Raw genomic sequence first — 24,027 nt, forward strand, 5'->3', positions numbered from 1 at the left:
CACCCTCGAAGGGAGCCTGTTTGCCTCTGGCCGAACGCCACCTCACCCTGCGGCGCGACCCGCACTCCGGTGAAGTCCTCGCCCGCGGCGGCGACGCGGTCGCCCGCAGCATCCTTGAGCGCACCGGCTTCGTCCCCGTCATCCGCCACCACGACCGCTACCACCGGCTGCCGAAGAACCTCGACCGGGCCGAGGAAGAGCACCTGGCCACCCGCGCCGTGGCCCGCCTCCAGGCAGTCGGCTACACCGTCGAGGCGGACACCGCCTTCGCCACCGACCGTCGTGAGCCGCGCTATCCGAGCCTCGGCGCTCAGGTCGCGCACCTCGCCTCCCGGATCCGCGAAGCCGACACCACCGAAGACGTCGCCGGCGTACTGACCGAACTGACCGCCGAGGACAACGGCATCCTGCCGGCCCTTGCCGAAGTCCTAGCCGCCACTGCCGACTTCTACCAGCACTTGGGCGATCCGGCCGACCCCTCCACCGCGAAGCGGCTGCGCTACCTCGCCGAGGAACGGCTCGCCGTCATCGACTCGGACGTGCGCGCCACCCGCAACGCACTGGCCGACCGGCACAGCCCGCACCCCCACCGCCATCCCTGCCCGGGCAAGGTCGGCCCCGGCGAGAGGGAGGCATCGGCCGCCTGCCCGTGTCCTGTCCCCGTCACCACCACGCCCCCGTCCGCGCTGCGGCCCGCGCCCGCCGTTCGGCGCCGCTGACCACCGTCCCGTACCGCCTTGAGGAATCCATGCCCACCGACCACCACGAGGAACTCGGCGCCTTCGCCGCGATCCTCACCCAGCTCCTGCCCGGCACCTGGACCCACCAGCTCCGCCTGCACACCGCCCACGACGACCAGTTCTTCCTCACCGCCGACGTGTGGGACATGAACCAGGTCGCCGAACCCCTCGCCACCACCACCCTCACGCACGACGTCATCCTGACCCGCGACGACGGCCGGCGCCTGTTCCTCATGGACCACCCCCGCCACGCAGACGCTGTCCTCATCGCCGCCATGGCCCCGGAAGACATCCATGCCGGAGCCTTCCGCGGCGTGCGCGAACCGGACGGCATCGTGATATCCGCCGACCCCGAGGAGGCCGCCGACGCCATCACCACCAGCCTCCTGCCCCGCTACGAAACCGCCCTGGCCCACGTCCGCGACAACGCCGCCCGCCTCACGGCCGATGCAGTAGGCCCGCAGACTGTCGAGATGACCTGGACCGAGGACGGCTCCCTGGCCGCCGAGGCCAGCAGCGACGAGGCCGCCCGGATCCTGACCGCCAACGGATTCGTCCACGACCCCGACCGGCAGGCGTACGTACTCGCCGGTGACGACACCGCCGTCCAGGCCCGCCACGTACGCACCGCCGGCACCCAGCTCGCCGCCCTCGGCATCGGCGTCGCCCTGCGCCACCCCACCCCCCTCACCAGCGTGAACAGCACCCCAGTCCCGGTCCCGCGCCAGCACACGGCGGGCAAGACCCGGTCCCGGTGAGGAGGCAGCCCCACCAGGTCGCCGAACTCGTGCACGCCGAGGTGCGCCGCCCTCTCCCCGGCTCCCCGCAAGCACCTCGTCGTCGCGGTGGTCCTCCCGCACCCGCTGATGGCCCGTGGCACCGGCGGCGCCTCCCTTCCCCGCCCCAGGAGCCCATGTCCCCCTCACGCCCCGACCTGGCCGTCTACGCCAGGGCCCTCGCCGCCCGGCTGCCCGGCACCTGGGCCGCCACCTACAGCCGTCACGACGGATACGCCGACCAGCTCGCAACCGCCGGAGCGGTCTGGGACGCCGGCGCCGTCGGATACGCCGCGTCCACCTACGTTCTTCGCCACCAGGCCGTCCTCGCCCGGCCTGACGGCGCTCGCCTGCTGGTCTTCGACCGGCCTCTTCGCCCCCGCCGGTTCATGGTCGCCGCCCTGGAGCCGGACGCCCCCCACGACTCCTTCCACGGCGTGGGCGAGCCCAACGGCATCGCCGTCCCCGCCGACCCCGCCCGCGCCGCAGCCCAGGTCGCCCGCCGCCTGCTGCCCCGCTACGAGCACGCCCTGCGCCAGGTCCGCCACAACACCACCCACCCGCCGCCGCGGCGGCCGGCACCACCTCTGATCACCGGGACCGTGAGCATCGCCTGGTATCCGGACGGCGTGGTCGGCGCCGTGACCGGGGCCCGCGACGCCACCTCGGCCCTCTACAGCGCCGGGTTCCAATACCACCCCCACCACCGGATGTTCCTGCTGCCCGCCGCCCTGGGCGACCGCGAACAGATCACCCGCATCGACAGGGCCGCCCAGCAACTCGCCCGGATCGGCATCGGTGTCACAGTGCGCCCCGCCCCGACCGTCACCCCCGCAACACCGCCCGCCCCACGCCCTGCCCTGCCCACCGCCGTCTCTGCACCGAGCCGCTGACCCCGGGCCACCCCCCTACGGAAGGAGTGCCCACCTTGGGCAATCTCGCTGATGAATACGGCACCGACGTCGAGATCTACCGACGCCACGCCACTCCCGACACCATCCACATCGTCAGCCGCACCGACGCCCCCGAAGAACTCCTCGCCCTCCTCGACAGCACCGGCCTGGAACGCAAGACCGAGGCCATCTACACCTGGCACGAAACCCCCGAGGGTCTGAGTGAGGCCGCACAGAAGCAGCTGGTCACCCGCGCCGTGCTCCCGCTCCTGATCGCCGACTACAAGGTCAACATCGACCAGGACGTGTACGACGTGACCGCCTGGGCGCAGACCCTGGACGCGCACCGCGCCGCCCAGGCCCGAGCCGCCGCGGCCCCGGCCTCCCCGCCGACCGCTCCGGGCACCAACGCCTCTCCCCGCTCCCGCTGAACCAGGGCGACACCGCTCACCCACCGGAGCACCACGATCCCAACGCCTCAAAAGCCCCCTCCCCCGATCACGCCCGACCGCCGTCCACGCCTGGCCGTCTTCCTACTGCGCCGCTACCTGCGCACCGTGACCGCCACGGCAGCCGACCGAAGGCCCACTCGCCGACCCGGATGAGTCACGCCGCCGAAACACCTGCCCCAGACACCCCGCCCGGAGGACCATGCCCGGCCCCAACCCCCAGCCCGTCCAACTCGCCCGCCACATCGCCCAACAGATCGACGTGCTCAACGAGCACCTGGCCACGGCGCCGCCGCGGCAGGCCGCCCAAATCCTCGGCCAGGTCCTCGACCCGGAAGAGGGCGTGCTCGGCAGCCTGACCACCCTGGTCGCCACCGGCTCCCACTTCGCCAAGCACCACGCCACAGCCGGAACCCTGCCGCCCGAGGTGTGGCTCGCCCTCGGCCGCGCCGCCAACGAACTCAACGACATCGGCCTCGACCTCGACGAACACGCCGACGCCCTCCACCAGCTCACCCGCCCACCCGCCACCACCACGGCGCCGCCAACCGCATCCGCCCTCGTCGCACGGAGGCACCGGTGAAGAAGACCTGGACCGGATGGGGCCCGGCCGACCAGCCCGAACAGCACTACCTGATCGAACCCCGCCACCTCGGCGGCGGCGGAGACCCCCGCTACATCGCCGAGTACCTGCGCGCCTCCGGCTGGAGCGACCACACCCGCAGCGGCGGACCGTACGTCTTCGACAGCCCCGACCGCACCGTGCGCATCGGCTACGACCCCACCACCATGCCCGGCGGCTGGACCGTCTCCGGGCACGCGGTCGGCGAACACCAGCCGGCCTGGCACGCCACGTTCACCATGGCCGTCCCCGTCGAGATCGTCGCCGGTCTCACCGACAGCCTGACCAAACCGCGCTCCGCGCACGCCCCCAACGTGTGGGCCCCACTGGAGGAGAACGAGTGGGAGACCGAACGCGGACAGCACTTCACCGCCGTCTCCCCGGACCGCAACGCCTGGGTGCAGTACCACCAGAACAGACCCGGGCAGGCCCACTGGTGGGCCGGCGCCCGCACCGAGCACGGCCGCGCCTGGGACGCGGTATTCACCTCCACCACCCCCCTCCACCTCGTCCAAGGCTTCGCGACGGCGCTCGCCGACCCGACCCCGGTGATGCGCCCGCGCGGACACGTCCCCGCCACCAAGTGGATCACCACCACGTCGGTGTCCGTGCGGCCCTCCGAGCTCGGCACATGGCAGCAGGCCCGGATCACCGCCGCCCGCGCCGCGACCTGGGCCCGCAACTCCTGGACCGCAGCACGCCCCCGCAAGCACGCACCCACCGCCACCGCCGGCCCGTACACGGCAGCAGGCGCACGTGGCCGCCGATAACACCCCGGGAAGGAGATGAAGCCCTTTCGTGAGCATCAGTGAGCGGCACCTGGCCGCCTTCGCCGCCGACCACAACGTCTACGGCTCACCCGTCAGCCCCCGCTACCTCGCCGGCCGCGGGGACCCCCGGCACATCACCCACGCCCTGTGGGCCGCCGGATGGACCACCGCCTCCGACCCCCTGCACCCGGCCATCCGCATGACCAGCCCCGACCGCTCCCTGCGTCTCGACATCGACTTCGCCGAACACCGCACCGGCTGGAGGGTCGGTCCCGGATTCGGGCACAGCCACTGGTCGGCCTCCTTCAGCACCGACACGCCGGTGGAGATCGTGGCGGGCCTGACCGACGCCCTGATCCGGCCCGAACCCGACACTCCCGCCTCCCCGGTCGCCGACGTCCTCACCGCCCGCGGCTGGCAGCACACCACCGACGAGGCAGGCACGCAGACCCTGCTCTCCCCGGACGGCACCGTCCAGGCAGAACTGCGCGTCTCTCCCTCGATCGGGGTGATCGGCTGGCAGTTCACCACCGCCCACCACCACGGCGAGTACGGCCCCAAGGGACTGCTGTGGCGGGCCGACTTCCACGAGAACACCCCTCCCCACCTGCTGGCCGCCGTCACCGCCGCCGTGTGCCACCCCGGCTCCGTCCTGCGCGCCCGGTACGACCACGTCTCCAGCCCCCACGTGCACATCGACGCGGAGTTCGTCATCGGCGACGAGATGGCCGCCGCTCACAAGCAGCGCCTGGCCCAGGCCCGACGCCACCGTCCACGCCCGCCCAAGCCCACCCCGGGCGTGGCCACCTCCGTACCCGCCGCCCGGGCGGGCGCGGCCGGCCCCGCCCGATAGGTCCCCGCCCTCCGGTTCCAAGGAATCCCCACCACGTGTCCCTGTCCGCTGACGAAGACCACCGGCGTGCCCTCGGCCGTCTCACGCGATACATCACGGAGGCCCAGGAGATCCTCGCCTCCTGGGACACCTACTCCGACGAGCACACCGATGCTGACGGGTGGCCGCACGACCCCATCGCCTACGGATACCGGCAGCGCCGCCGCGATGCCGAAACCTGGGAGGCGTTCGCGAAGATCCGGTTCGTCGCCCTCACCCACCTTCTGCCGCTCGCGGAGCGGCAGCTGCCACACATCCCGACGCTCCGTGTCCGTCCGAGTTGGTCCTGGCAGCTGAAGACACTGAGGACTTCGCTCGACGAGATCTACCGCCTCCAGGAGTCCTGGCTGGCCGAGCGGGACGCCCTGCCGGACCGGGCGGTGCCCGGAACGCAGGAGTACGACGAGCCGCTCGCCGACCGCAACGCCGAAGCCTGGCACTACCTCGACACCTGGGCCGTCCACGGCCAAGCGCTCCTCGACATCAACACCGCTGCCCAGCAAGGGTCTCGCCATCGCGCCGACCTGACCACGGCTGCCGTCATCTCCACCGCGGGCCCAAAGCCCCTCTCCAAGAGGACCCCCTGACCGATCACACAGCCCTGACCGTCGAGCAGGCCCTCGTCCGCCCCCGCTACCTCGCCGGCCCCGGTGACCCTGCCTGGGTCACCGCTGCCCTGCACCGCGCCGCCGGGTGGAGCTACGGGTACGACCCGCTCATGCCGCGGGTACTGCTCACCAGCCCCGACCAACTGGCGGTACTACACCTGGAGCCCGCCCCCGACCAGCCCTGGTGGGTCCTGCGCCACCACCGCACCGACACGAACCCCTCGTGGTCGGTGAACTTCGGTGCCCGCACCCCGGTCGAGATCATCGCCGCGTTCACCGACACCCTCACCTCACCCCACGCCCCGCCCGCACCTGGCAGCCCGTACGAGCCGCTTCTCGCGGCCGGCTGGCAGCCGGCGCGCGACCACGACGGGCTGACCTCACCCGACGGCATCGCCCACGTCGAGCACTTCACCGACACCGGCTCCAACAGCTGGTTCATCGACGTCGCCATCGGCGGCGACCCCGAAGGCCAGGTCTGGAAGGCATACCTCAGCGGCACCACTCCACCCCACTTGATCACCGCTGTCACCGGCGCGCTGGCCGACCCCGCCCCCATCGCCCGCGACCCGCATCGCCTGCCCCACCTCGGCCACCACCTGCACACGACTACCGCGCAGGTACCGGCCCCCGACGTGGCCTTCGCCCTGGAGCGGCGCATCGACGCCCTCACCGCCCGCCCGCCGTCCAGCACACCCGCGCCCTCGCCACCGCCGGGGAAAACGCCCCCGACCCGCCGCCCCCGCTGACCCTCCCCCTCTGGAACCGCCCCCTTGCCCAACTCCTCCTCGAACTCAGGCAACGACGGCTACGACATAGCCTTCAAGGCACTGCTCGGCGCCATGGCCGTCATCATCCCCGCCTCCGCCTTGGCCTGGCTCGGCGGCAACGCCCTCGCCTGGGCCACCGACGCCGGCGACTGGGTGCCCTACCAGCCAGCCGCCGCTCTCCTGCACCCCGAGCAGCTGTGGCCCGCCGCGGACGAGACCGCGCTGCTGATCGCCACCCGCATGCTGCCCGCCCTGATCCTCATCGCGCTCGTCCTGGGCGGGCTCACCTGGTGGCGGCGCCACGCGGGCGCCGCCGGCAGGGGCAAGCGGAAACGTATCGCCGGGATGGCCAAGCGGTCCGACATCGAGCCGCTGCTCGCCAAGGCCATCACCGCCAAGGCCCGCTCCCTGCGCCCCAGCCTCAAGCACGCCAAGACCATCGACGCACACGACACCGGCGTCCTCCTCGGCAACCTCCAGGGCAGCCGGCACGAAGTCCGGATGGGGTACGAGGACGTAGCTGTCGCCATCATGGCGCCCCGCTCCGGCAAGACGACCTGCCTGGCGATCCCCGCCATCCTGGGTGCGCCCGGCCCGGTCCTCCTCACCTCCAACAAGGCGGCCGGCGACGCCTACACCGCCACCCTCGACGCCCGCGGCCAGGTCGGCCGGGTGTGGTCGATGGACCCGCAGCAGATCGCCCACGCCGAACGCGCCATGTGGTGGAACCCCCTCGCCGACGCACGCACCCTCGACGGAGCGGGCCGCCTGGCCGGGCACTTCCTCGCCGCTTCTGTGGATGCCTCCCAGCAGGGGGACTTCTGGTCCAAGGCCGGCAGCAACATCCTCGCCCAACTGTTCCTCGCCGCCGCGCTCGACGAGCGGCCGATCACGGACGTGATGCAGTGGCTGGCGTTTCCCGCAGACCGTACGCCGCTGGACATCCTGCGCGACCACAAGTTCACCGCGGTCGCCTCCCAGTTGAAGGGCACCGTCGAGGGCCCGCCGGAAACGAGGGACGGTATCTACGAGACCGCCCGCCAGTACGCCGCCGCCCTCCTCAACTCCGAGATCGCCGCCTGGGTCACCCCGCAGAAGGGTGTGGCAGAGTTCCGGCCCGCCGAGTTCGTCACCTCCCTCGACACGCTGTTCCTGCTCAGCAAGGACGGCGGCGGCGGCGCCTCGGCGCTGATCGCGGCGTGCGCGGACTCGGTGATGCGGGCCGCGACAGCCCAGGCCGAACGCGCCGGCGGACGCCTCGATCCGCCGATGCTGGCGATCCTCGACGAGGCCGCCAACGTGTGCAAGATCAGCGACCTCCCGGACCTGTACTCCCACCTCGGCTCCCGCGGGATCATCCCGATCACCATCCTGCAGTCCTACCGGCAGGGCCAGAAAGTGTGGGGGGACGCGGGCATGGACGCCATGTGGTCCGCGTCCACCGTCAAGGTCATCGGCTCCGGAATCGACGACCCGGACTTCGCCGACAAGCTCAGCAGGCTCATCGGCGACCACGACGTCGAGACGAAGTCCACCTCCGTCTCCGACTCGGGCAAGTCCACCTCCATCAGCATGCGGCAGGAACGCATCCTGCCCGCCGACGCCATCCGCGCCCTGCCCAAGGGCACCGCGCTGTGCTTCGCCACCGGCATGCGAGCCGCCATGCTCGACCTGCGCCCCTGGTACCTCGAGCCCGGCGCTGATCAGCTGTCCGCAGCATCCGCCGCCGCATCGAGGGCGATCACCGCCCGCGCCGTCGCCAAGGCCGCACCGCGCCAGTCCGACTTCGGAACCGCCGCGTGAGCCAGCCGCCACTGCACCTGGTACCGGTGCGCTCGCGCGACGCGAAGGCCTTCGTAGTCGCCTGGCACCGCCACCACCCGCCCCCCGCGGGCATGGTGTTCGCCGTGGGTGCCGCCGACGACGACGGCGTCCTGCACGCGGTCGCCACCGTCGGCCGACCCGTCGCCCGGCACCTCGACGACGGGCAGACCCTGGAAGTCACCCGCACCTGCACCGACGGCATCGCCAACGCCAACTCGATGCTGTACGGGGCGGCATCGCCAACGCCAACTCGATGCTGTACGGGGCGGCATGGCGCGCGGCGAAGGCGCTCGGCTACCGCAGGTTGATCACGTACACGCAGGACGGCGAGTCCGGTGGCTCGCTGCGCGGGGCCGGGTGGCGGGTGATCGCCCGCCGCCCGCCCCGCCCCGGCTGGCACACCCCCTCCCGGCCCCGCACCCCGCGCGGCACCGAGCACATCGCCCGCACCCTGTGGCAAGCGCCATAGCCCCTCACCGGCTCACCGGGCCGTGCCCAGCCTTGCCGCGGCCGGCACCCCGCAACAGGAAGGTCCACACTGACCGAATACACCCCCCGCTCTGGCCGGACGCCCGCTCCCGACCAAGTGCTCGCGGACGAAACCTCACCGTCCACACGACCCTGCGAAGCACCGCGCCCCGACCGCTATAACTGGGAACTGGCCCGCGGGCCGATCACCGCGTTCGGTGAGTCCAAGGCCCTGTCCGCCTGGGCCAAGGACCCGCGATGCCCGGTCAGCCGCGAGGCACTGCGGACCCGGCTCGCCCTGGGCTGGCTACCCGAGGACGCCATCACCCGCGAACGTCACGACAAACCGACCCTGGAACACACCTACCAGGGGCGGACCTTGACGCTTCGCGGCTGGGCGGAGCAGTCGGGCATCAAGTACCACACCCTGTACCGGCGCCTGACGGCCGGAGGCATGACGTTCGAGGACGCCCTGCTCAAAGGGTCCGACGGGCCGGACTTCGCCCTCCCCGTCACGGCGTTCGGCGAGACCAAGCCGATGTCCCGCTGGGCCGTAGACCCCCGCGCTGGCTGTACCGCCACCACCCTGCGGCGCCGCATCGCCGCAGGGTGGGAGCCGGAGCAAGCCATTACCGAAGAACCGCACAACCGCTCGATGCTGGGCAGCGGAGTGCCTCACCGGGCGTTCGGGCTCCGCATGGGCCTGGAGGACTGGGCCCGGCACACCCAGATCCCCGTCGGCACCCTGCGCCACGTCATGGGCCACCACGACCTCCCTCTGGAGTCCAGCCTCCACGCGCTGGGCTGGAGCCCGCACGCCGAGGCCGGCACGGTGCACGACCTGATCTCGCTACCGGCCGCCCAACTCCGCCCGGGCGACCGAGTCCTCGGCATCTCCACCGAGGACGGCCCCGAGCCCGTCCTCACCGTCCGCAGACCCCTCACGCCACCGCAGCCCCCAGCACGGACCTCCGCTGCGGCGCCACATCCTCCCGGCGGCCACCCCGTCGCCCGCCGTGGCCGCCATTAGCACGGTCGCCGTGACCGCCGCGACCACCACCGCCCGGTCCCTGCTGGAGCAGCACGGCTTCGCCCCCACGCCAGACAGTGTGCTCTACCACCCGCGGAACGGGCTGGACAAGCGCGGACTGCTCGGCGGCGTCGCCGCTGCCGAGGCGCACTCCTATGCCAACGGCCTGAGCGCCCACGTCAGCCTGGGCATCCCCACGCCGGCGGACATCCCCGCCCATGCACGCCGCCGCTCAGCTGCCGCCGTGCCACCGAGCAAGCCCCCGGCCCAGCGCCGCCTCCTGTGACCACGCCCCCAGCACGCAGCACCGCCACCCAAGGAGCTCCCACGTCCTCCGACATCCCCACCGTGCACGATCTCGCCCGCGCTCTCGCCGACCAGCTCCACCCCGGCGCCGCTCCCCGGGACGTGACCGTCCAGTTCGGCGCCCGTCGGCAAGCCCCCGTGGAGTACCGAAGCCGCGGCCGGGGCGGACCCGTGACGACCTACGCCCAGGCATTGCACGCCACGCTCTACGGCCTTCCCGCGCATGACGAGTCGCTCCCCGCCGCGCTGGACGCGCTTCTGCAGGCCACGCACACGGCCACCGCCCCGGACCAGCAGACCGCGATCCTGCGGCAGGTCGCCGAACAGCTCCGCAACGCTGCCGAGATCGTCCAGCGCTACCAGTACCGAGCCCAGTGGGACCGGCTCCCCACCGATGTCGCCGAGCAGCTCGCCGATGCTCACGCCCAGGCCCTGCAGATCGCCGAAGGGCTCGACCGCGTGGCCCCCGCCTTCAGCCACCAGGCCACCACGGACGCACCCCGCAACCTGCCCCGCCCGGCCGCGCCTGCCGTGTCCCGCCCCGGCGCCGCGGCCTCTGCGCCCGCCGTCAGCCGAACTCGCTGACATCCCCCGCCGTCAAGGATCTTCTTGCACCCCTTCCACCTCTTCACCCTCCAGCTCGCCCACCATCTGCCCGGCACCCGGAAGGCCGTCCGCCACTGGTACCCGCGCCCGCCGACCAGTCCCTCGACCTCTGCCGCGTCTGGACTCCCTTCGACGCCCGTCCTGTGCTCGCCGGCCGTCTTCATGCCGCGACGCTGCTGGGCCCTGACGACCTGGAGCTCTACCTCATCGAGCAACGCCGGGACCGAGTCCTGACCTGCCCCGTGATCCCGTACGGACTCCACTCGGACGTCACCGAGCTCATCCCCGCGCCACCGGCCGTCGCCGCTCCTCGCGATCCGGTCCGAGCCGCCTGGCGGATCACCGACCGCGTCCTGCCGCGCCTCCGCTCCCATGCCCCTGACCGCCCCGGCGGCCGGCCCCTTCCGAGCACCCGCTCGCTGACCTCACCCTCCCCGCACCGTCAAAGGATTCCCCCATTTCCACCTCTCCCCAGTTCCGCGCCCTTTCCCTTGGTGCCGGAATTCAATCCTCAGCTCTGCTCTGCCTTTCCGCCGAGGGCATACTCCCGAGGGTCAACCATGCGATCTTCGCGGACACCGGATGGGAACCTAAAGCCGTTTACGATCACCTCAACCGCCTGGAGGAGGAGATCGCCCGCCCGGCCGGAATTCCCGTCCTCCGAGTTTCGGCCGGGAACATCAGAAGAGACGCATTGGACCCGGATCACAGATTCGCGTCCATGCCCCTCTACATTCTCAACCAGGACGGCCGTCCTGGAATGACCCGGCGTCAGTGCACCGGGGAATATAAAATCAAGCCGATTAAACGACAAATCCGCGAACTCCTTGGCCACCCGTACCCACAACGCGTTCCGAAGGGCATGTTCGTGGAGCAGTGGGTCGGTATCTCCACCGACGAGTTCCACCGGGCGAAGGACTCGGACGTCAAATACATGCGCAACCGCCATCCGCTTATCGAGATGGGCTGGTCGCGCGCCGACTGCGTCCACTACCTCACCAGTCTGGGACTGGCCGATACTCCGAAATCGAGCTGCCTCGGCTGCCCGTACCACGGCAACGCGCAGTGGCGGAGTATCCGCGACAATTCCCCGGAGGAGTGGGCGGATGTGGTGGAGTTCGACGCGGCGATCCGGGCCGGAAATGCGCGCGCCAACGCTACCGGAAACCGGCTTCTGGGGCAGGCATTCCTGCACCGTTCCCGCGTGCCGCTCGGTGAGGCACCGATCGACCACGTGACCGCGGCGGAATGGGCCGCCCTGCAGGCCCAGACCGCCGAAGCGGACCTGGAGGAGCTGGAGCAGGGCGTCGAGAACGGCTGCTCGCCCTGGGCCTGCCGCGGCTCCGAAGAAGAGCCGGTGCAGGACGACTTCGGGCTCGCCTCGTGACCGCCTCCCCGCCGTTGGCCCTGGATCTGTTTGCGGGGAGCGGGGGCTGGAGCCTGCCTCTGAAGGTGTTCGGCATACGCGAGGTCGGACTCGAGTGGGATGAGTGGGCGTGCCGGACGCGGGCCGCTGCCGGGCAGTTGACGGTCCGAACCGACGTGGCTCTGTATCCGACCTGGCCGTTGGTGGGCCGGACCTGGGGGTTTCTGGCGTCGCCACCTTGTCAGGCATGGAGCATGGCAGGGAAGCGGCTCGGTCTGGTGGACCAGCCGCTGGTGCACCAGGCCGTCGCCGACCTCGCGGCCGGGCGCGATACCCGCGCCGGCCTGCTGACCGCCTGCCGGGACGACCGCAGCCTGCTGGCCGCCGAGCCGATGCGCTACCTCCATGCATTGAACGCGGTGGGGCAGCCGGAGTGGATCGCGATGGAGGAAGTCCCCGACGTCCTGCCCCTGTGGCGCCAGTACGCCGCCATCCTCAGGAGCTGGGGGTTCTCGGTGTGGACGGGCATCCTCAACGCCGCCGACTACGGCGTGCCCCAGACCAGGCGCCGGGCGATCCTGCTCGCCTCCCGCGTCCGTACCGCCGAGCCGCCGACGCCCACCCACGCGCAGGCCGCTGAGCCGGAGTCGCTGTTCGGGCCGGGCCGCGAGCGGTGGGTGTCGATGGCCGAGGCGCTCGGCTGGGGCGCCACCGACCGGCCCACCCCGACCGTGTGCGCCGGCGGCGGCCCGGGCGGCGGCCCGGGCGGCGGCCCCGAGCCCTGGCCCACTGGCGCCCGGAAGACGCTCGCCGATGCCCGCGACCGCGGCCGGTGGAGACACCGAGCCCCCGGCCACATCGACGGGCGCACCCGGCCCGGCGGCCCGGCCAGAAAGACCACGGGTGGATCGGGCTGGTCCTGGTCGCTGCGGAGCAACAACCAGGCCAACGCCACCGTACGCACCGTCGACGAGCCGGCCGGAACGCTGTTCTTCGGGCACCGCGCCAACGAGTGCGTGTGGGTGGCCGAACCCACCGCCGCGGAACCGGGCGCAGACCGCCCCCCGAGTCCGGCGCCGGAAGCGATCCGGATCACCGCCGCCGAGGCCGGTGCTCTGCAGTCCTTCCCCGCCGACTACCCCTGGCAGGGCAACAAGGGCCAGCAGTTCGCCCAGATCGGCAACGCCGTCCCGCCCCGCCTGGCCGCCCACCTCCTCGCCCCGCACGTGGGCGTCACCCTCACCCGCGACGACTTCACCCTGGCCGCCTAAATTGCCCCAACCCAACATCCCCGACGCCGACTTCGACCTGCTCGACGTACCGCCCGCCCCCGCCGGCCACTACGCCGAGCAGGCCCTCCTCGGCGCGCTCCTCCTCGAACCCGACCGCCTCAAGACCCTCGGCATCCTGCACCCGGCCGACTTCGCCAACGCCGCGCACCTGGCGGTGTTCCACGCCATGACCGCCCTCACCCCGCCACCGCCCAACGTCCATACCAGAAAGCCGGTTTGGCTCACAGCCGTTCTGGAGCACGCCCGGCCCGCCGCCCGCGGCCTGACCGCCTCCTACCTCCACCAGCTCGCAAGCACCTGCCCCGAGCCCGCCCACGCACCGGCGTACGCGGCGATCGTCCGTGCCGGCCACGCCCGCCGGACCCTAACCGCTCACGCCGAACACCTCGTCCACACCGCCGGCGACCCCATGCTGGAAGACCAGCCCACCGCTGCGCTCACCGCCGCCGACACACTCGCAGGCGTACTGGACCACCTCGCCGACCGGTTCCCCGCCCACACCAGCCCCCTGCCCCGAACCCCCGCCCCGGCTCACCCCGTCCGCGACCCCGACCACGAGGACGTCCAGGACGAGCGTCTCCTCCTCGCGGCGCTCTGCGCCCACCCCCGCCCCACCGAGGCCGCACGCTGGCTCCAGCCCGGCGACTTCCTCGACCCCCTGCACGGCCGCCTCTTCGGCTGCCTGCTCAACGTCGCCCGGCGCGGCGACCCCATCGACCCGGTCACCGTGCTCTGGGAAGCCCAGCACCAAGGGCTGATCACCCCCGCCCTGCCCCCGGCCGAACTCCTCGGCATGCTCACCGACGGCCACGGCGTGGCCACGGAGCACTGGGCGGAGGTCGTCCTGCGGCGCGCCATGCTCGCCCGCGCCCACACCACCGGCCTCACCGTCCTCGCCTACACCCAGGACGACACCAACACCTTCCACCAGCTCCTCGCCGGCACCCGCCGCGCCCTCGCCGACCTCGCCGCCGTTCGCGCCCGCTGGCACCGCGCCACCGGCCCCACCCTGCCCAGGACCACCCAGTCCGCAGGCCCGGCCCCACCCCGGGCCGGACCCGTCCCACCGCGTCCTACAGCCACCACGCGGGCCCCCCGCTGACCCATCCGCCCCAGGCTCCGGCCGGCACCCCGCCAGCCGGAGCCGCAAGCTTCAAGGCACTCCCATGCCCCAGCCGACACCTGACACCCGCATCCACTTCGCGCTTCACCCCGACCATCCGCCCGCCGTCACCGCCACCGTGACCGGCCCCAACAGCACCGAGGCCCGCATCGCGCTCGCCGCCCGCGGCTTCCGCGACACCGGCGCAGGCTCCATGGTGCTCGCCCGCATCGACCGCGAAGAGCCCTACTACACCCAGCAGACCGCCCACGACCTCCAGCACGACTACGACGTCGGCATCGAGCCCGCCCTCCAGGAAGAGATCGACACGGAGTGGACCTGGGGCAACTACCCCATGACCCACCTCACCCGCGAGGAGATCCGGCAGGTCAGCGCAACCGCCCAGCAGATTTACGACGACATCTCCGACGGCCGCCTGAAAGTCCACCTGCATGCCCACGACGGATGGACCGCCGTCGCGGTCGGCACCTACACCGACGGCCACAGCGTCCACCTCCACGGCGAGAACCACCTACGGCAGATTGCCCTCGTGTACGACGACGAAGCCGAAGCCGTCGCCGAGTTCCACCGCCTCCACTCCGTCGCCGTACGCCCAGGACCCGCACCCGCCACCGACACCGAACTCGCCGCAGCAGCAGCCCACACCCCACCCACCCCGCACCGCGCTCCCGTCGACCACGACAGCCCGGCCACGGTGCGGGAGGCCCCTCCTGCTGCCGGCGCTCAGACAGCCGACCCGCGCGTCGGCGAGGCTCTGCTGGAGTCCTTCTTCGAGAACAACCCCGACTGGTGGAAGGTGAGGACCTGGTCGGACGAGACCACCGTCGCCTGCCACGAATCCCTGGCTATGCGCATCGAGTTCGACCACGAGGCACGGCACCGAAGGGACGTCGCCTGGACGGTCGCCGTCTACGACTCCCCGGTCGGCGAACGCCTCTGGCACGCAACCGCCAGCGCCACCACACCCACCGACCTCGTCCAGACCCTGCTGGACAGCCTCACCTCAAACGAGCCGGGGTGGGGCCGGCCGCCCACCGGCGGTGCCCTGCGGCCGGTCGATGCCACCCGCACCCTGCTGGAAGCCCGCTGGACGCAGACCAGCAGTGCCCGGTACGTAGCCTGGCAGGCCCCCGATGGCAGCTCCAGCCTGCACCTCAACACCTACGCCGCCGAAAACCCGGCAAGCCGGCTGACCGCCTGGAGCATCATCGGCGGCACCGACCCCAACCGCCCCGACTGGGCCATCGACCTCTCCGCTGCGGTGACCCCCGACATACTCGCCCACCTCACCGACCACCTCGCCGCTTGTGCACCCCCAGCACCGCGCCGAACGGGCACACCTTCGCTGCCCGCCACCCCCACGTCCGCGACGACGACCACCCCAGCGCGCCCCCGGCGTCACTGACAGGTCATCCGCGCCCCCGACATCGGCACGGAGACGTCAGGCCGGCCCGCCCAACGGCAGCTCGGCCACAGGCGCCCAGCTCATGCGCCACCCTCCGGTGTCCGGTGCGATGTCGTATCGGACGGACAGCAGGTGGATGGCGTCCACCCGCATGGGTGCGCGTCGTGGGGTGATGCGGTTGCGGAGGATGCCGTTCAGGGAGTCGGAGTCCGCAGTGTCGTAGGCGTAGCCCAGTGACATGTGGAGCCGTCCGGTGTCGTGTTGGAGGGCCGCGTCACCTCGGGCGGTGCGGATCGCCGTGCGGACTCTGTCCTGGAGGGCAGAGGCTTTGTCGTCGGGCCACACGTCGAAGACGGCCCCGGCGACGTTGGCGATCGGGGGGCCGATCTCAGTGGTGAACGCCGGCACGTCGGCAACAGCACTACGGAGGGCACGGATCAAGTCCTGGCGCTCATCAACGCCGATGTCCGCGGCAGGGGCGTCGGCGACCATCTCCAAGGTGACGTGCAGGGTGCCCGGGTCGCCGGCACGCGCCGGGCATGCGGGATCGATGGGATAGTCCAGGAGCGCAGGTCTACAGGCATGGGCAAGGTCCAAAAGGGCCACATCCGTGCCCGGGCGAGGCGTGAGGTAGACGTGCAGGACGTCCATTCCCTCGGTCCATGGCCTGCCCTGGAACCGTGGCGTGAAGCGCTGCACGAAGACCTCCTGCTCGGTCCTGTACCCCTGCCGGAGAACCTAGCGGCCGGATCAGGCGTGAACCGTGGCTTCGGGGCAGACTGGCTGAAACTCCACCAGGCGCCCGCTGCGGGCTGGAGCTCCTCGAAGGGGCCGCGCCTCACGCCGTCGCATCGATCGTCGGTCAGCTCCGTTCGTCGATCAGACGGTTGATTCGCGCGAAGATGTCGTCGCGCCCGACGATCGGGTGCTCCGGTTCCCTCAGGAACCAGTTGGCCTGCCTTGGGTCGCTGTGCCGGGGCAGCTCCGTCGAGCCGACCAGCAGTTCCGGGAGCTGGTGCTTCCCCTGTACGGAAGGATGGGCCCCCGTCGCCCGGGCGGCAGACATCCTCACCCGCGCAGCCTCAAGCTCCCAGTGCCCTGAGGTATGCCCTTGCTCGCACTCGAGGGTCGCCTCGGGGCCGTCGACGCGCACCATGCGCACCGGGTCGCCCTGCGAGCAGCGGAGGGGCCTGAGGCTCTTGGCGGTCACGATCTTGATCCGGTCGGACTCAATGACGAGGGGGCCGGGCGCGACCGCCGGTGCCGTGGCCTGCTCGCGGGCCTGCTGCGGGTACGCGGTGAGGAACTGGCCGAGGCGTGCGGCTGAGGCCCGCATCGGGGAGGGGCCGGGGGCGGGAGGCTCGATATCGTCGGCGAGGAGGCTGGCGCCGATACGGCCGCCGTACTGATCGCGCACCGCGTTGAAGATGCTCCACAGGGGTGCGCTCTGCCGGGCAGCGGGATCGTAGCCTTGCCCGGTCTCGGTCAACGCTCGGCCGATCTCGTCGACAATCCGCGGCTCCCGATCCGCCGGCCCGGCGAGGGCCTCACGCAGCTCGGTGACCGGCACGTCCCGGGCTACGCGGTCGCCGCCATATGTCCGGGCGAACAGGAGCAGGGACAGCGTGCACAGGTCTACGGATGCCCGGCTGTCCTGTTCCCATGACTGGTCGACAAGAATGCGGGCCGCCTCGTGGACCGCGGGCCCCCAGCGGGCCGGCGCGGAGGAGGGGAGCAGCAGGCACATCTCCAGTTCGAGGCCGTACGCGCTGTCGTCAGCGAGATTCACCATCGGGGTATCAGGCATGAGAACCATCCTGTCGGGTATCCGTCGGCCGCGGAGCCGGGTCCGAAGAACACGTCCGCTGTTGGCCGCCTTCCTGACACCGCCCTCGCTCCCCGCGACCCGGCTGACGTACGCCCAGTTCCGGACGGTGCACGGGCGGGCGCTCGGACTTCGCAAAAAGCGGGCCGCGCCGGCCGCCTCGACCCCAGTACGCTCCGTCGCCTGTCCGCTGCAGAACGGAGCCGCGCCTGTGATCCTCACCAGCGCCCGCCTGACCCTCCGCGCCCCAGAAGAACACGACGTCAACTGGATCACGGCCGAACTCCAGGACCCCGAGATCCAGCGCAACACCACCGTCCCTAGCCCCTACAGCAGACCTGACGCCGAGCAGTTCGTGGCCAACGCACGCAACCACGACAGCCACAGCACCTTCGTCATCACCACCACCGCCACCGGCCAGCCGGCCGGAGTGGTCAGCCTCCACCAGCACCCCAAGCACGCTCCCTCGATCGGCTACTGGATCGGCAAGTCCGCCCGCGGCCAAGGCATCGCGACCGAGGCCGTCATCCGGATCTGCCGCTGGAGCTTCGAAGACCTCGACCTGCCGATCATCACGTGGATGGCCCGCGTCGGAAACAACGCCTCCCGCGCCGTCGCCCTCAAGGCCGGATTCCAGATGGAGGGCACCCTCCGCCTGCGTATCACCTCACAGGGCTGCCTGCGCGACTGCTGGGCCGGATCCCTCCTCCCCGAAGAGCTCAACCCGAACGCCAGGTAGCGGACAGCTTCACACCCAGGGGAGGGCGGAGATGCCGCCGCGCCACCCAAAGGCCACCCACCGGACCGACGAGGAGCACGATGCCCGAGAACACCGCCGCCTCGACGCGCAGCTACGCGTCCCACTACGCCGACGTCCACCTCCTGCTCCGCCAGGGCGACGAAATCCTCATGAGCCGGCGCCGACAGCAACAGGTCTTCCCCGGCATGTGGCAGATCCCGGCCGGGCTCATGGAAGAACACGAACCCGCCCGCGCAGCTGCCGCCCGAGAGTTCACCGAGGAGACCGGCGCCTCCGTCGACCCCGGCCACCTACGCTTCGTGCACCTCATGCACCACGTCTCCACCGGCTCCGGCTCGCGAAGGATCGCGTTCTTCTTCGAAAGCGACCGCTGGCACGGCAGCATCGGCAACCCCGAGCCGGACAAATGCGAAGGCTGGCAGTGGCACAAAGCCACCAGCCTGCCCCGGCCGCATCCGCCCTACCTCGCTGTAGCGCTCCAGCACATCGCCGACGGCACCCGGTACAGCGAGTACGCCTGGCCCGATACCGCGACCCCGGGGCCAGCCGTTCATCCGGCGGGCCGAGCCCAGGCGGCACGCGGCCTTTCCCCACTCGAGTAGGCCAGGCCCAGCCGTTCGCCACGACCCAGCGATGCCGCCAAACAGCCGTACATATAGCAGGCGATCCCCGGTTAGCAAAACGGGGGAATCGCCGCGACAGTGAATACCCACCGCCACTCGACTACCACCGAAAGGCCAGCACCACGCCCCCCAAAACCACAACGACAAAGTGCGCACCGACCGTTCGCGTTCACGCCGCGGCGTAGCTCATCCGGAACAGCTCCTGGGCACGCTCCAGTTCGCGCTCGGAGTGCAGCCGCACCTCCAGGTTGCCCGTGCCGTGGTGGCCGAGCCCCGTCACATCCCGGCTGAACCCCGGGACGAGCTCGACCTCGGCGGGGCTGGCCTTGAGGTAGACCAGCAGCCTGCTCTTCCGCGGGCAAACACAGGCGAAGTTCTGCAGCCGCTGGTAGGCGGTGTAGGTCTGGTTCTCGACCTTGGTGACGCCCTCGCCGAGCCCGAGCAGCACCTCGTCGACCGCCGCGGCCAGCTCACCCATCGCCCCGTCCGGCCGCCCGGCACGCTTCTCCCGAGCCATGCCCCGTCGGCGCCCCGCCCGCGCCGACGCACGGGTCCCGCCTGCCGAGGCCACAGTCTCCAGGCCGAAGTGCTCGTCGCCGAACATGCGGTAGCGCACCAAGTCGATGGCGTGCCGGTGCTCGCGGACCGCATGGAGGTCGTAGCGCGTGAAGTCGCCGGCCACGCAGATCAGCCTCGGCGCGCTCCACCGCACCCGAGCCGCGGCCTGCGTACCGAGCCGGTCGCGTACCAGGCGCCGGAAGGCGTCCCTGTGGTCCATCAGCCAGGCCAAGTAGAACAGGCCCTGGTTGATCACACCCGCGTCAGTCGAACGCTTGTACTCGACCACGACAGGTGAGCCGTTCTCGTCGATGCCCAGCGAATCGACGCGGCCACCATGCACCGGTCCGGTGCCGTACTCGCTCGCCAGGAACGTCACCCCGAGCATGGCCTGCATGTGCGCCTCGACGAGATCCTGCACGTCAGCCTCGACCTCGGCGAGGCGCGGCACGACCTCCGTCACGTCACCCTTGAGGTTGAACAGTCTCAGCCCCGACACCTTCCCTTCCTCGGCTACGGGGCTGCAACGACAGACGGTGATCGGATTATTTCCATCAGCGTCTTCGGACTTGTGGAGATGGCGCACGTCGGCGTCTAGGACGTGCTCGAGCCGGAGGCCGGCGAGGAGCCCTTGGGCCGGGTTCGGCGTCCGGGGGGAGGTCGCAAGCGGGTCGCGGAACTGAATCCGGGACTGCGGTCGGCTCTGTCGGCGCTGGTCGGGCCGGAGGTCTGGGGTGATCCGATGTCGCCGCTGCGACGGACGGGGAAGTCGACCTGCGCCCTCGCGAAGAAGCTGACCCGGGCCGGGCACCGAGTCAGTGCCGACACCGTTGCCAATCTGCTGCGGGAGGAAGGCTTCAGCCTGCAGGCCAACGCCAAGATGCTCGAGGACTTGCACATGCAGGACGGCGACCAGGAGCGTGGTCGGGACAGACCACGGCATGCCCGGCACCCGGCCGCCCACCGCAGCTCCACCCTCAGGCGGCCTCCCAGAGGCCGGCGTCAAGCACACGGGCCGCCTTCGTGATGCTGCCCGGCATAAGATGCCGATAGGTGCGATAGGTTTCCTCGATGGACTTGTGCCCCATCCATTCGGCTACATCGGTGATCGGTATGCCTTTACCCAGGGCATTTGACGCGAAGTAGTGGCGGAACCCATACATGCCCATGCCGCTCACCGGGGGAAGGTCTTTGAAGAGCTTCTGCACACGACGGCGCTCCATACCTTCGGTGTAATAGCCGCCCGGACCCCTGAGGAGATAACCTTCCTCAGTCGTACCATACTTCTCTTCGAAACGCTCCATCGCCTCTCGAACGGTACGCGGCAGCGGCACCTCTCTGAATTCACCGACCTTTCGGTGCTTGAGCTTCGCCGGCTTCAGCAGGTTCGAATGGATCTGCTCGTGGACTCGGTAGACATCGTCTGCAACCACGTTGTTGATGTTCACCGCCCGCGCTTCACCATTGCGGAGACCACACCCGACCATCATTGTGATCTCCAGCGCGAGGTCTTTGTCTGCCACCGCAAGCGCCTTGGTTATGTAGTCCAGCTTGGGAATAACCACCTTGCTGCGCACATATTCGGGATCCTGCACGCCCTTCACCGGATCCTCAGCCATCGCGCCCTTGCCATAGGCATCTCTCAGGATCGACTTCAGGGTGCGGTATATATTCATCTGATTGCCGCGCCCGACACCATTGGCCTCAAGGTCATCAAGGAACTGCTCAACGACACTCGGGGTGACCGAGTTCAGCTTTCGGGAGCCGATGGCGGGATTGATGTGGACCTTGATATAGCTGCCGACATGCTGCGTGGTTGAGTAATCGGTCATCTTCCGCTGCCGAGGCAACCACGTCTCCGCGTACTCCTTGACCGTTTTCTGCCCCAGCTCACGACGCGCTTCGGCCACGGTCGCGGCCGTCTGCTTCTTGGTCTTATAGAGCGCCGTAAGGCGGTCTATCGCGTCATCCTGAGTACTGAAACCAGTCTCCTCGCGCTGCTTCCCCAGCGCGTCCCGGAAGCGAATCGTGTATGTGTGAGAGCAGCGCGTTTGCCTGGCGCAGTCACAGGGCTTGAAGAACGTGCCCATGCCGCGGGCGAGCTGTCGAGCCATGAGTGGGAGCCTTCCGGAGCCGTGCGGGCGACCGCCGGCCCGGCCCCCCGCTGTCTCGCCCGGAGGTCAGCATCGCCGGAACGGGGTCCGGTCTCATGCTGAGTGTTTGCTGACCTGGGCCCGGTCATCATGGCCCTGACCTGCACAGATGACCAAATGTCAGATGTTGGACTTGATCATGGTGCGCAGCATTTTGGACTCCTAGAAGACGGCTCCCTGCCAGCTTTCTGCAGGTCAAGGGCACTACGCACTCTACACGGAGGCATGTTGAGACGAAGATAAAAAGGAACATCGTCCTCGCTGTCGAGAAGCCTCGCAGCCTGCGCTTCTGCGTTAACAGGGCTGTTCTGACGCCGCCGACCAGGCGTCACGTCAGACAGCTCCTCAGGAATACTCAGGGACTGATGCTGACCAGATGCTGACTTTCCTGACGCCACATCAGGTGTGCTCCCGGACCAGTCTGGGACCAAATTCCGGCCAGCACCCACCCTGACTCACGCTCGATCATGGACGAGGGCTTCGCGGTCTTTGTGCGCAGACTCCGAGGGCTGTCACTGCGGCAGTGATCGACAGCGCTGCAAGTAAAGAGAACAGCGCAGGGTAGCCGCCGAGTGGTCTGGCCAGGACGGCACCGGCGAAGGGGACGAAGGCGGCTGCGGCGTGGGCTGGGGCTCCGAGGAGTCCGGAGAGCCGGCCGTAATGGGTGGTGCCCCACCGGTCGGTGACGGCAGTGGCCTGGAGGAGGGTGAGGTTGCCGCGGATCACTCCCGCGAGGACCGACACGGCAACGAGTAGGGCGTACGGGCTGGCGACGGTGGCGAGGCTGCGGTGGAAAGGGTGCCGAGGGCGATCAGGGTGACGGTGCGGGCGGTGACGCCCAAGTGGCGGGCAAGGGTGGCGTAGAGAACGCCGGCCACGCCCCCAGAGGGCCGCCGGCTTCCTGTGCCACCTCGCCGGGGATCGCGTCGAGGTCCGGTCCGCAGATTCCGTGCCCGGCGACGCGATCAACCCGTCCGCCGTGGCCGCCATGGCCGAGCTCGGCATCGACATCTCCGCCCAGAGACCGAAGGTACTGACCACCGAGGCCGTCCAGGCATCCGACTACGTGAGCGCCATGGGCTGAGGCGACGCCTGCCCGTACTTCCCCGGCAAGAAGTACCTCGACTGAACTGATCGGCTGACGGACACCTCACTGGGGGCGGCGTGCCATAGGCCAGGCGCACGAACTTCCCACTTCGCCGAGTACCGCGCCGGGCTGGAGGCCGCCGGGTTCACGAACGTCCAGATCACCACGACCCACCCGGTGGCCGACGGCATCCGGGCATGGGCTCCGACCAGGCGAAAGCTGTCGGGTGAGTCTTCTGGCCAGGACATGAGACATACGCCATCCGGTTCAGCCGCCGAAATGCTCGGAGCTGTGACCTAGGGTGAGGGCGCAGCTGGTTCGCCCCGTCCGCCAGGCGGGATGCGTCGTAAGAGGGAACCCGGTGGGAATCCGGGACTGCCCCGCAGCGGTGAGCGGGAACGACCGCCGTCATACGCACTGGGACCGGAGAACAGAACGGTCCCGGGAAGCGACGGTCAGTAGGTGCCCGCCGGGAGACCGGCAGGCGTGTCCGTGAGTCCGAAGACCTGCCCGCTGCCCGTGCGCGACGAGCGCGTACGGAGACCCGAGGGCCTCGTGGGCGGGCCGGCGGCAGCGGGCACCACCAGTCCCGTCGCTCCTTCGCGCCCGCGGCACGCCGTCGGGTCGAGCCACGACTCGCGAAGGAGAGTTCCGTGACCACGGACACCACCGCAGGCTCCCGCGCCCACAAGGCGCCGGCCGACTCCCGTGTGACCCTCGCCCACATCATGAGCGAGCACGACACGAACCTCTACGGCACCATCCACGGCGGCGTCGTCATGAAGCTCATCGACGACGCGGCCGCAGCGTCGGCGGGCCGCCATGCCGACGGGCCAGCCGTGACGGTCTCCGTGGACCGCATGACGTTCCTCGCCCCCGCCCGCGCCGGGGACCTCCTCACCGTCCACGCCCTCCTCGAACGCGCCGGCCGGACCTCCATGACGGTGGCCGTACGCGTCACCGCCGAACGCTGGAACGCCACCACCACCCCCGCCACCGACGTGGCCACCGCCCTGCTGACCTTCGTCGCCATCGATGCCGAGGGCCGTCCCCGCCCGGTCCCCGGCCTGTTGGAGGTGTA

The 24,027-nt window shown here is 70.6% G+C and carries 25 protein-coding genes, 5 pseudogenes and 1 riboswitch; of the genes and pseudogenes, 25 read left to right on the top strand and 5 right to left on the bottom strand.

From position 1 onward, the window contains the following. The first annotated feature begins 20 nt into the window (after positions 1–20). The 19 genes from AB0469_RS01415 to AB0469_RS01505 all read left to right on the top strand — a co-directional run bounded on the left by AB0469_RS01415 (position 21) and on the right by AB0469_RS01505 (position 15,940). A complete protein-coding gene (locus AB0469_RS01415) occupies positions 21–719 on the top strand; it encodes a hypothetical protein (protein WP_366449218.1) in 699 nt (232 codons plus the stop codon). A 29-nt stretch (positions 720–748) separates the two neighbouring features. Further along, positions 749–1,498, top strand: a complete 750-nt coding sequence (locus AB0469_RS01420) for a hypothetical protein (RefSeq protein ID WP_366449219.1) — start codon at positions 749–751, stop codon at positions 1,496–1,498. A 155-nt stretch (positions 1,499–1,653) separates the two neighbouring features. After that, positions 1,654–2,409: a hypothetical protein gene (locus tag AB0469_RS01425; protein WP_366449220.1), complete on the top strand. Its 756-nt coding sequence runs from the start codon at positions 1,654–1,656 to the stop codon at positions 2,407–2,409. A gap of 35 nt (positions 2,410–2,444) precedes the next feature. Beyond that, complete coding sequence (locus AB0469_RS01430) at positions 2,445–2,840, top strand: hypothetical protein (RefSeq protein WP_366449221.1); 396 nt, start codon at positions 2,445–2,447, stop codon at positions 2,838–2,840. A 220-nt stretch (positions 2,841–3,060) separates the two neighbouring features. After that, the gene (locus tag AB0469_RS01435) at positions 3,061–3,441 is read left to right on the top strand and encodes a hypothetical protein (RefSeq protein WP_366449222.1); all 381 of its coding nucleotides are present in this window, start codon (positions 3,061–3,063) and stop codon (positions 3,439–3,441) included. Continuing rightward, on the top strand, positions 3,438–4,250 hold the full coding sequence (locus AB0469_RS01440) for a DUF317 domain-containing protein (protein WP_366449223.1): 813 nt from the start codon (positions 3,438–3,440) through the stop codon (positions 4,248–4,250). The genes AB0469_RS01435 and AB0469_RS01440 overlap by 4 nt, the downstream gene beginning before the upstream one ends. Positions 4,251–4,278: 28 nt before the next feature. Further along, positions 4,279–5,103, top strand: coding sequence for a DUF317 domain-containing protein (locus AB0469_RS01445; RefSeq protein WP_366449224.1), 825 nt, complete (start codon positions 4,279–4,281; stop codon positions 5,101–5,103). A gap of 35 nt (positions 5,104–5,138) precedes the next feature. Further along, positions 5,139–5,729, top strand: a complete 591-nt coding sequence (locus AB0469_RS01450; protein WP_366449225.1) for a hypothetical protein — start codon at positions 5,139–5,141, stop codon at positions 5,727–5,729. 131 nt (positions 5,730–5,860) lie between these two features. Further along, positions 5,861–6,499, top strand: coding sequence for a DUF317 domain-containing protein (locus AB0469_RS01455; protein ID WP_366449226.1), 639 nt, complete (start codon positions 5,861–5,863; stop codon positions 6,497–6,499). Between the two features lie 24 nt (positions 6,500–6,523). Further along, entirely contained in the window at positions 6,524–8,323 is a 1,800-nt protein-coding gene (locus AB0469_RS01460; protein WP_366449227.1) for a TraM recognition domain-containing protein, read from the top strand. Next, complete coding sequence (locus AB0469_RS01465; RefSeq protein ID WP_366449228.1) at positions 8,320–8,652, top strand: XF1762 family protein; 333 nt, start codon at positions 8,320–8,322, stop codon at positions 8,650–8,652. Before AB0469_RS01460 ends, AB0469_RS01465 begins: the two co-directional genes overlap by 4 nt. Next, positions 8,598–8,813, top strand: a complete 216-nt coding sequence (locus tag AB0469_RS01470) for an XF1762 family protein (protein ID WP_366449229.1) — start codon at positions 8,598–8,600, stop codon at positions 8,811–8,813. The genes AB0469_RS01465 and AB0469_RS01470 overlap by 55 nt, the downstream gene beginning before the upstream one ends. 117 nt (positions 8,814–8,930) lie before the next feature. Next, on the top strand, positions 8,931–9,842 hold the full coding sequence (locus AB0469_RS01475; protein ID WP_366449230.1) for a hypothetical protein: 912 nt from the start codon (positions 8,931–8,933) through the stop codon (positions 9,840–9,842). 10 nt (positions 9,843–9,852) lie between these two features. Continuing rightward, positions 9,853–10,128 (top strand): hypothetical protein, encoded by a 276-nt coding sequence (locus AB0469_RS01480; protein ID WP_366449231.1) that lies wholly within the window; start codon positions 9,853–9,855, stop codon positions 10,126–10,128. A gap of 62 nt (positions 10,129–10,190) precedes the next feature. Next, positions 10,191–10,733, top strand: a complete 543-nt coding sequence (locus AB0469_RS01485; protein WP_366449232.1) for a hypothetical protein — start codon at positions 10,191–10,193, stop codon at positions 10,731–10,733. 538 nt (positions 10,734–11,271) lie between these two features. Then, positions 11,272–12,141, top strand: coding sequence for a hypothetical protein (locus tag AB0469_RS01490; RefSeq protein WP_366449293.1), 870 nt, complete (start codon positions 11,272–11,274; stop codon positions 12,139–12,141). A gap of 14 nt (positions 12,142–12,155) precedes the next feature. Beyond that, a complete protein-coding gene (locus AB0469_RS01495; RefSeq protein ID WP_366449294.1) occupies positions 12,156–13,391 on the top strand; it encodes a DNA cytosine methyltransferase in 1,236 nt (411 codons plus the stop codon). A gap of 1 nt (position 13,392) precedes the next feature. Beyond that, on the top strand, positions 13,393–14,514 hold the full coding sequence (locus AB0469_RS01500) for a DnaB-like helicase N-terminal domain-containing protein (RefSeq protein WP_366449233.1): 1,122 nt from the start codon (positions 13,393–13,395) through the stop codon (positions 14,512–14,514). 64 nt (positions 14,515–14,578) lie between these two features. After that, positions 14,579–15,940 (top strand): DUF317 domain-containing protein, encoded by a 1,362-nt coding sequence (locus AB0469_RS01505; protein WP_366449234.1) that lies wholly within the window; start codon positions 14,579–14,581, stop codon positions 15,938–15,940. Positions 15,941–15,976: 36 nt separating this feature from the next. Here AB0469_RS01505 and AB0469_RS01510 read toward each other — a convergent pair whose 3' ends face one another. Together AB0469_RS01510 and AB0469_RS01515 are read right to left on the bottom strand one after the other, a co-directional pair. After that, the gene (locus AB0469_RS01510; protein WP_366449235.1) at positions 15,977–16,639 is read right to left on the bottom strand and encodes a 2'-5' RNA ligase family protein; all 663 of its coding nucleotides are present in this window, start codon (positions 16,637–16,639) and stop codon (positions 15,977–15,979) included. A 163-nt stretch (positions 16,640–16,802) separates the two neighbouring features. After that, the gene (locus tag AB0469_RS01515) at positions 16,803–17,747 is read right to left on the bottom strand and encodes a hypothetical protein (RefSeq protein WP_366449236.1); all 945 of its coding nucleotides are present in this window, start codon (positions 17,745–17,747) and stop codon (positions 16,803–16,805) included. 229 nt (positions 17,748–17,976) lie between these two features. On the opposite strand from AB0469_RS01515, the gene AB0469_RS01520 reads away from it, so the two are divergent. Together AB0469_RS01520 and AB0469_RS01525 are read left to right on the top strand one after the other, a co-directional pair. Beyond that, positions 17,977–18,504, top strand: a complete 528-nt coding sequence (locus AB0469_RS01520; protein WP_366449237.1) for a GNAT family N-acetyltransferase — start codon at positions 17,977–17,979, stop codon at positions 18,502–18,504. An 80-nt stretch (positions 18,505–18,584) separates the two neighbouring features. Continuing rightward, complete coding sequence (locus AB0469_RS01525) at positions 18,585–19,127, top strand: NUDIX domain-containing protein (RefSeq protein ID WP_366449238.1); 543 nt, start codon at positions 18,585–18,587, stop codon at positions 19,125–19,127. A gap of 190 nt (positions 19,128–19,317) precedes the next feature. On the opposite strand, the gene AB0469_RS01530 is transcribed toward AB0469_RS01525, so the two are convergent. Beyond that, positions 19,318–20,205, bottom strand: coding sequence for a DUF5655 domain-containing protein (locus AB0469_RS01530; protein ID WP_366449239.1), 888 nt, complete (start codon positions 20,203–20,205; stop codon positions 19,318–19,320). Between the two features lie 102 nt (positions 20,206–20,307). Between AB0469_RS01530 and AB0469_RS01535 the strand changes: the two are divergent. Continuing rightward, positions 20,308–20,733 (top strand): annotated as a pseudogene (locus AB0469_RS01535) (hypothetical protein); the annotation flags it as partial. Here the strand turns inward: AB0469_RS01535 and AB0469_RS01540 are convergent. Continuing rightward, the gene (locus AB0469_RS01540) at positions 20,684–21,820 is read right to left on the bottom strand and encodes a tyrosine-type recombinase/integrase (RefSeq protein ID WP_366449240.1); all 1,137 of its coding nucleotides are present in this window, start codon (positions 21,818–21,820) and stop codon (positions 20,684–20,686) included. The pseudogene AB0469_RS01535 and the gene AB0469_RS01540 sit on opposite strands and share 50 nt — an antisense overlap. Positions 21,821–22,324: 504 nt before the next feature. Beyond that, a pseudogene (locus AB0469_RS01545) lies at positions 22,325–22,725 on the bottom strand (MFS transporter); the annotation flags it as partial. A 35-nt stretch (positions 22,726–22,760) separates the two neighbouring features. On the opposite strand from AB0469_RS01545, the pseudogene AB0469_RS01550 reads away from it, so the two are divergent. The 3 pseudogenes from AB0469_RS01550 to AB0469_RS01560 all read left to right on the top strand — a co-directional run. Next, positions 22,761–22,940: pseudogene (locus AB0469_RS01550) on the top strand (phosphotyrosine protein phosphatase); the annotation flags it as partial. Positions 22,941–23,054: 114 nt separating this feature from the next. Next, positions 23,055–23,246 (top strand): annotated as a pseudogene (locus AB0469_RS01555) (hypothetical protein); the annotation flags it as partial. Then, positions 23,244–23,475: riboswitch (cobalamin riboswitch) on the top strand. Its footprint overlaps the pseudogene before it by 3 nt. 199 nt (positions 23,476–23,674) lie before the next feature. After that, positions 23,675–24,016: pseudogene (locus AB0469_RS01560) on the top strand (acyl-CoA thioesterase); the annotation flags it as partial. Between the last annotated feature and the right edge of the window lie 11 nt (positions 24,017–24,027).

This window comes from Streptomyces sp. NPDC093801 (assembly GCF_040701585.1).
Classification (GTDB): domain Bacteria; phylum Actinomycetota; class Actinomycetes; order Streptomycetales; family Streptomycetaceae; genus Streptomyces.

Coding starts and splice junctions, on each gene's coding strand:
- AB0469_RS01420 (WP_366449219.1), top strand. CDS start 749: ATGCCCACCGACCACCACGAGGAACTCGGCGCCTTCGCCGCGATCCTC.
- AB0469_RS01425 (WP_366449220.1), top strand. CDS start 1,654: ATGTCCCCCTCACGCCCCGACCTGGCCGTCTACGCCAGGGCCCTCGCC.
- AB0469_RS01435 (WP_366449222.1), top strand. CDS start 3,061: ATGCCCGGCCCCAACCCCCAGCCCGTCCAACTCGCCCGCCACATCGCC.
- AB0469_RS01455 (WP_366449226.1), top strand. CDS start 5,861: ATGCCGCGGGTACTGCTCACCAGCCCCGACCAACTGGCGGTACTACAC.
- AB0469_RS01470 (WP_366449229.1), top strand. CDS start 8,598: ATGCTGTACGGGGCGGCATGGCGCGCGGCGAAGGCGCTCGGCTACCGC.
- AB0469_RS01505 (WP_366449234.1), top strand. CDS start 14,579: ATGCCCCAGCCGACACCTGACACCCGCATCCACTTCGCGCTTCACCCC.
- AB0469_RS01515 (WP_366449236.1), bottom strand. CDS start 17,747: ATGCCTGATACCCCGATGGTGAATCTCGCTGACGACAGCGCGTACGGC.
- AB0469_RS01525 (WP_366449238.1), top strand. CDS start 18,585: ATGCCCGAGAACACCGCCGCCTCGACGCGCAGCTACGCGTCCCACTAC.
- AB0469_RS01540 (WP_366449240.1), bottom strand. CDS start 21,820: ATGGCTCGACAGCTCGCCCGCGGCATGGGCACGTTCTTCAAGCCCTGT.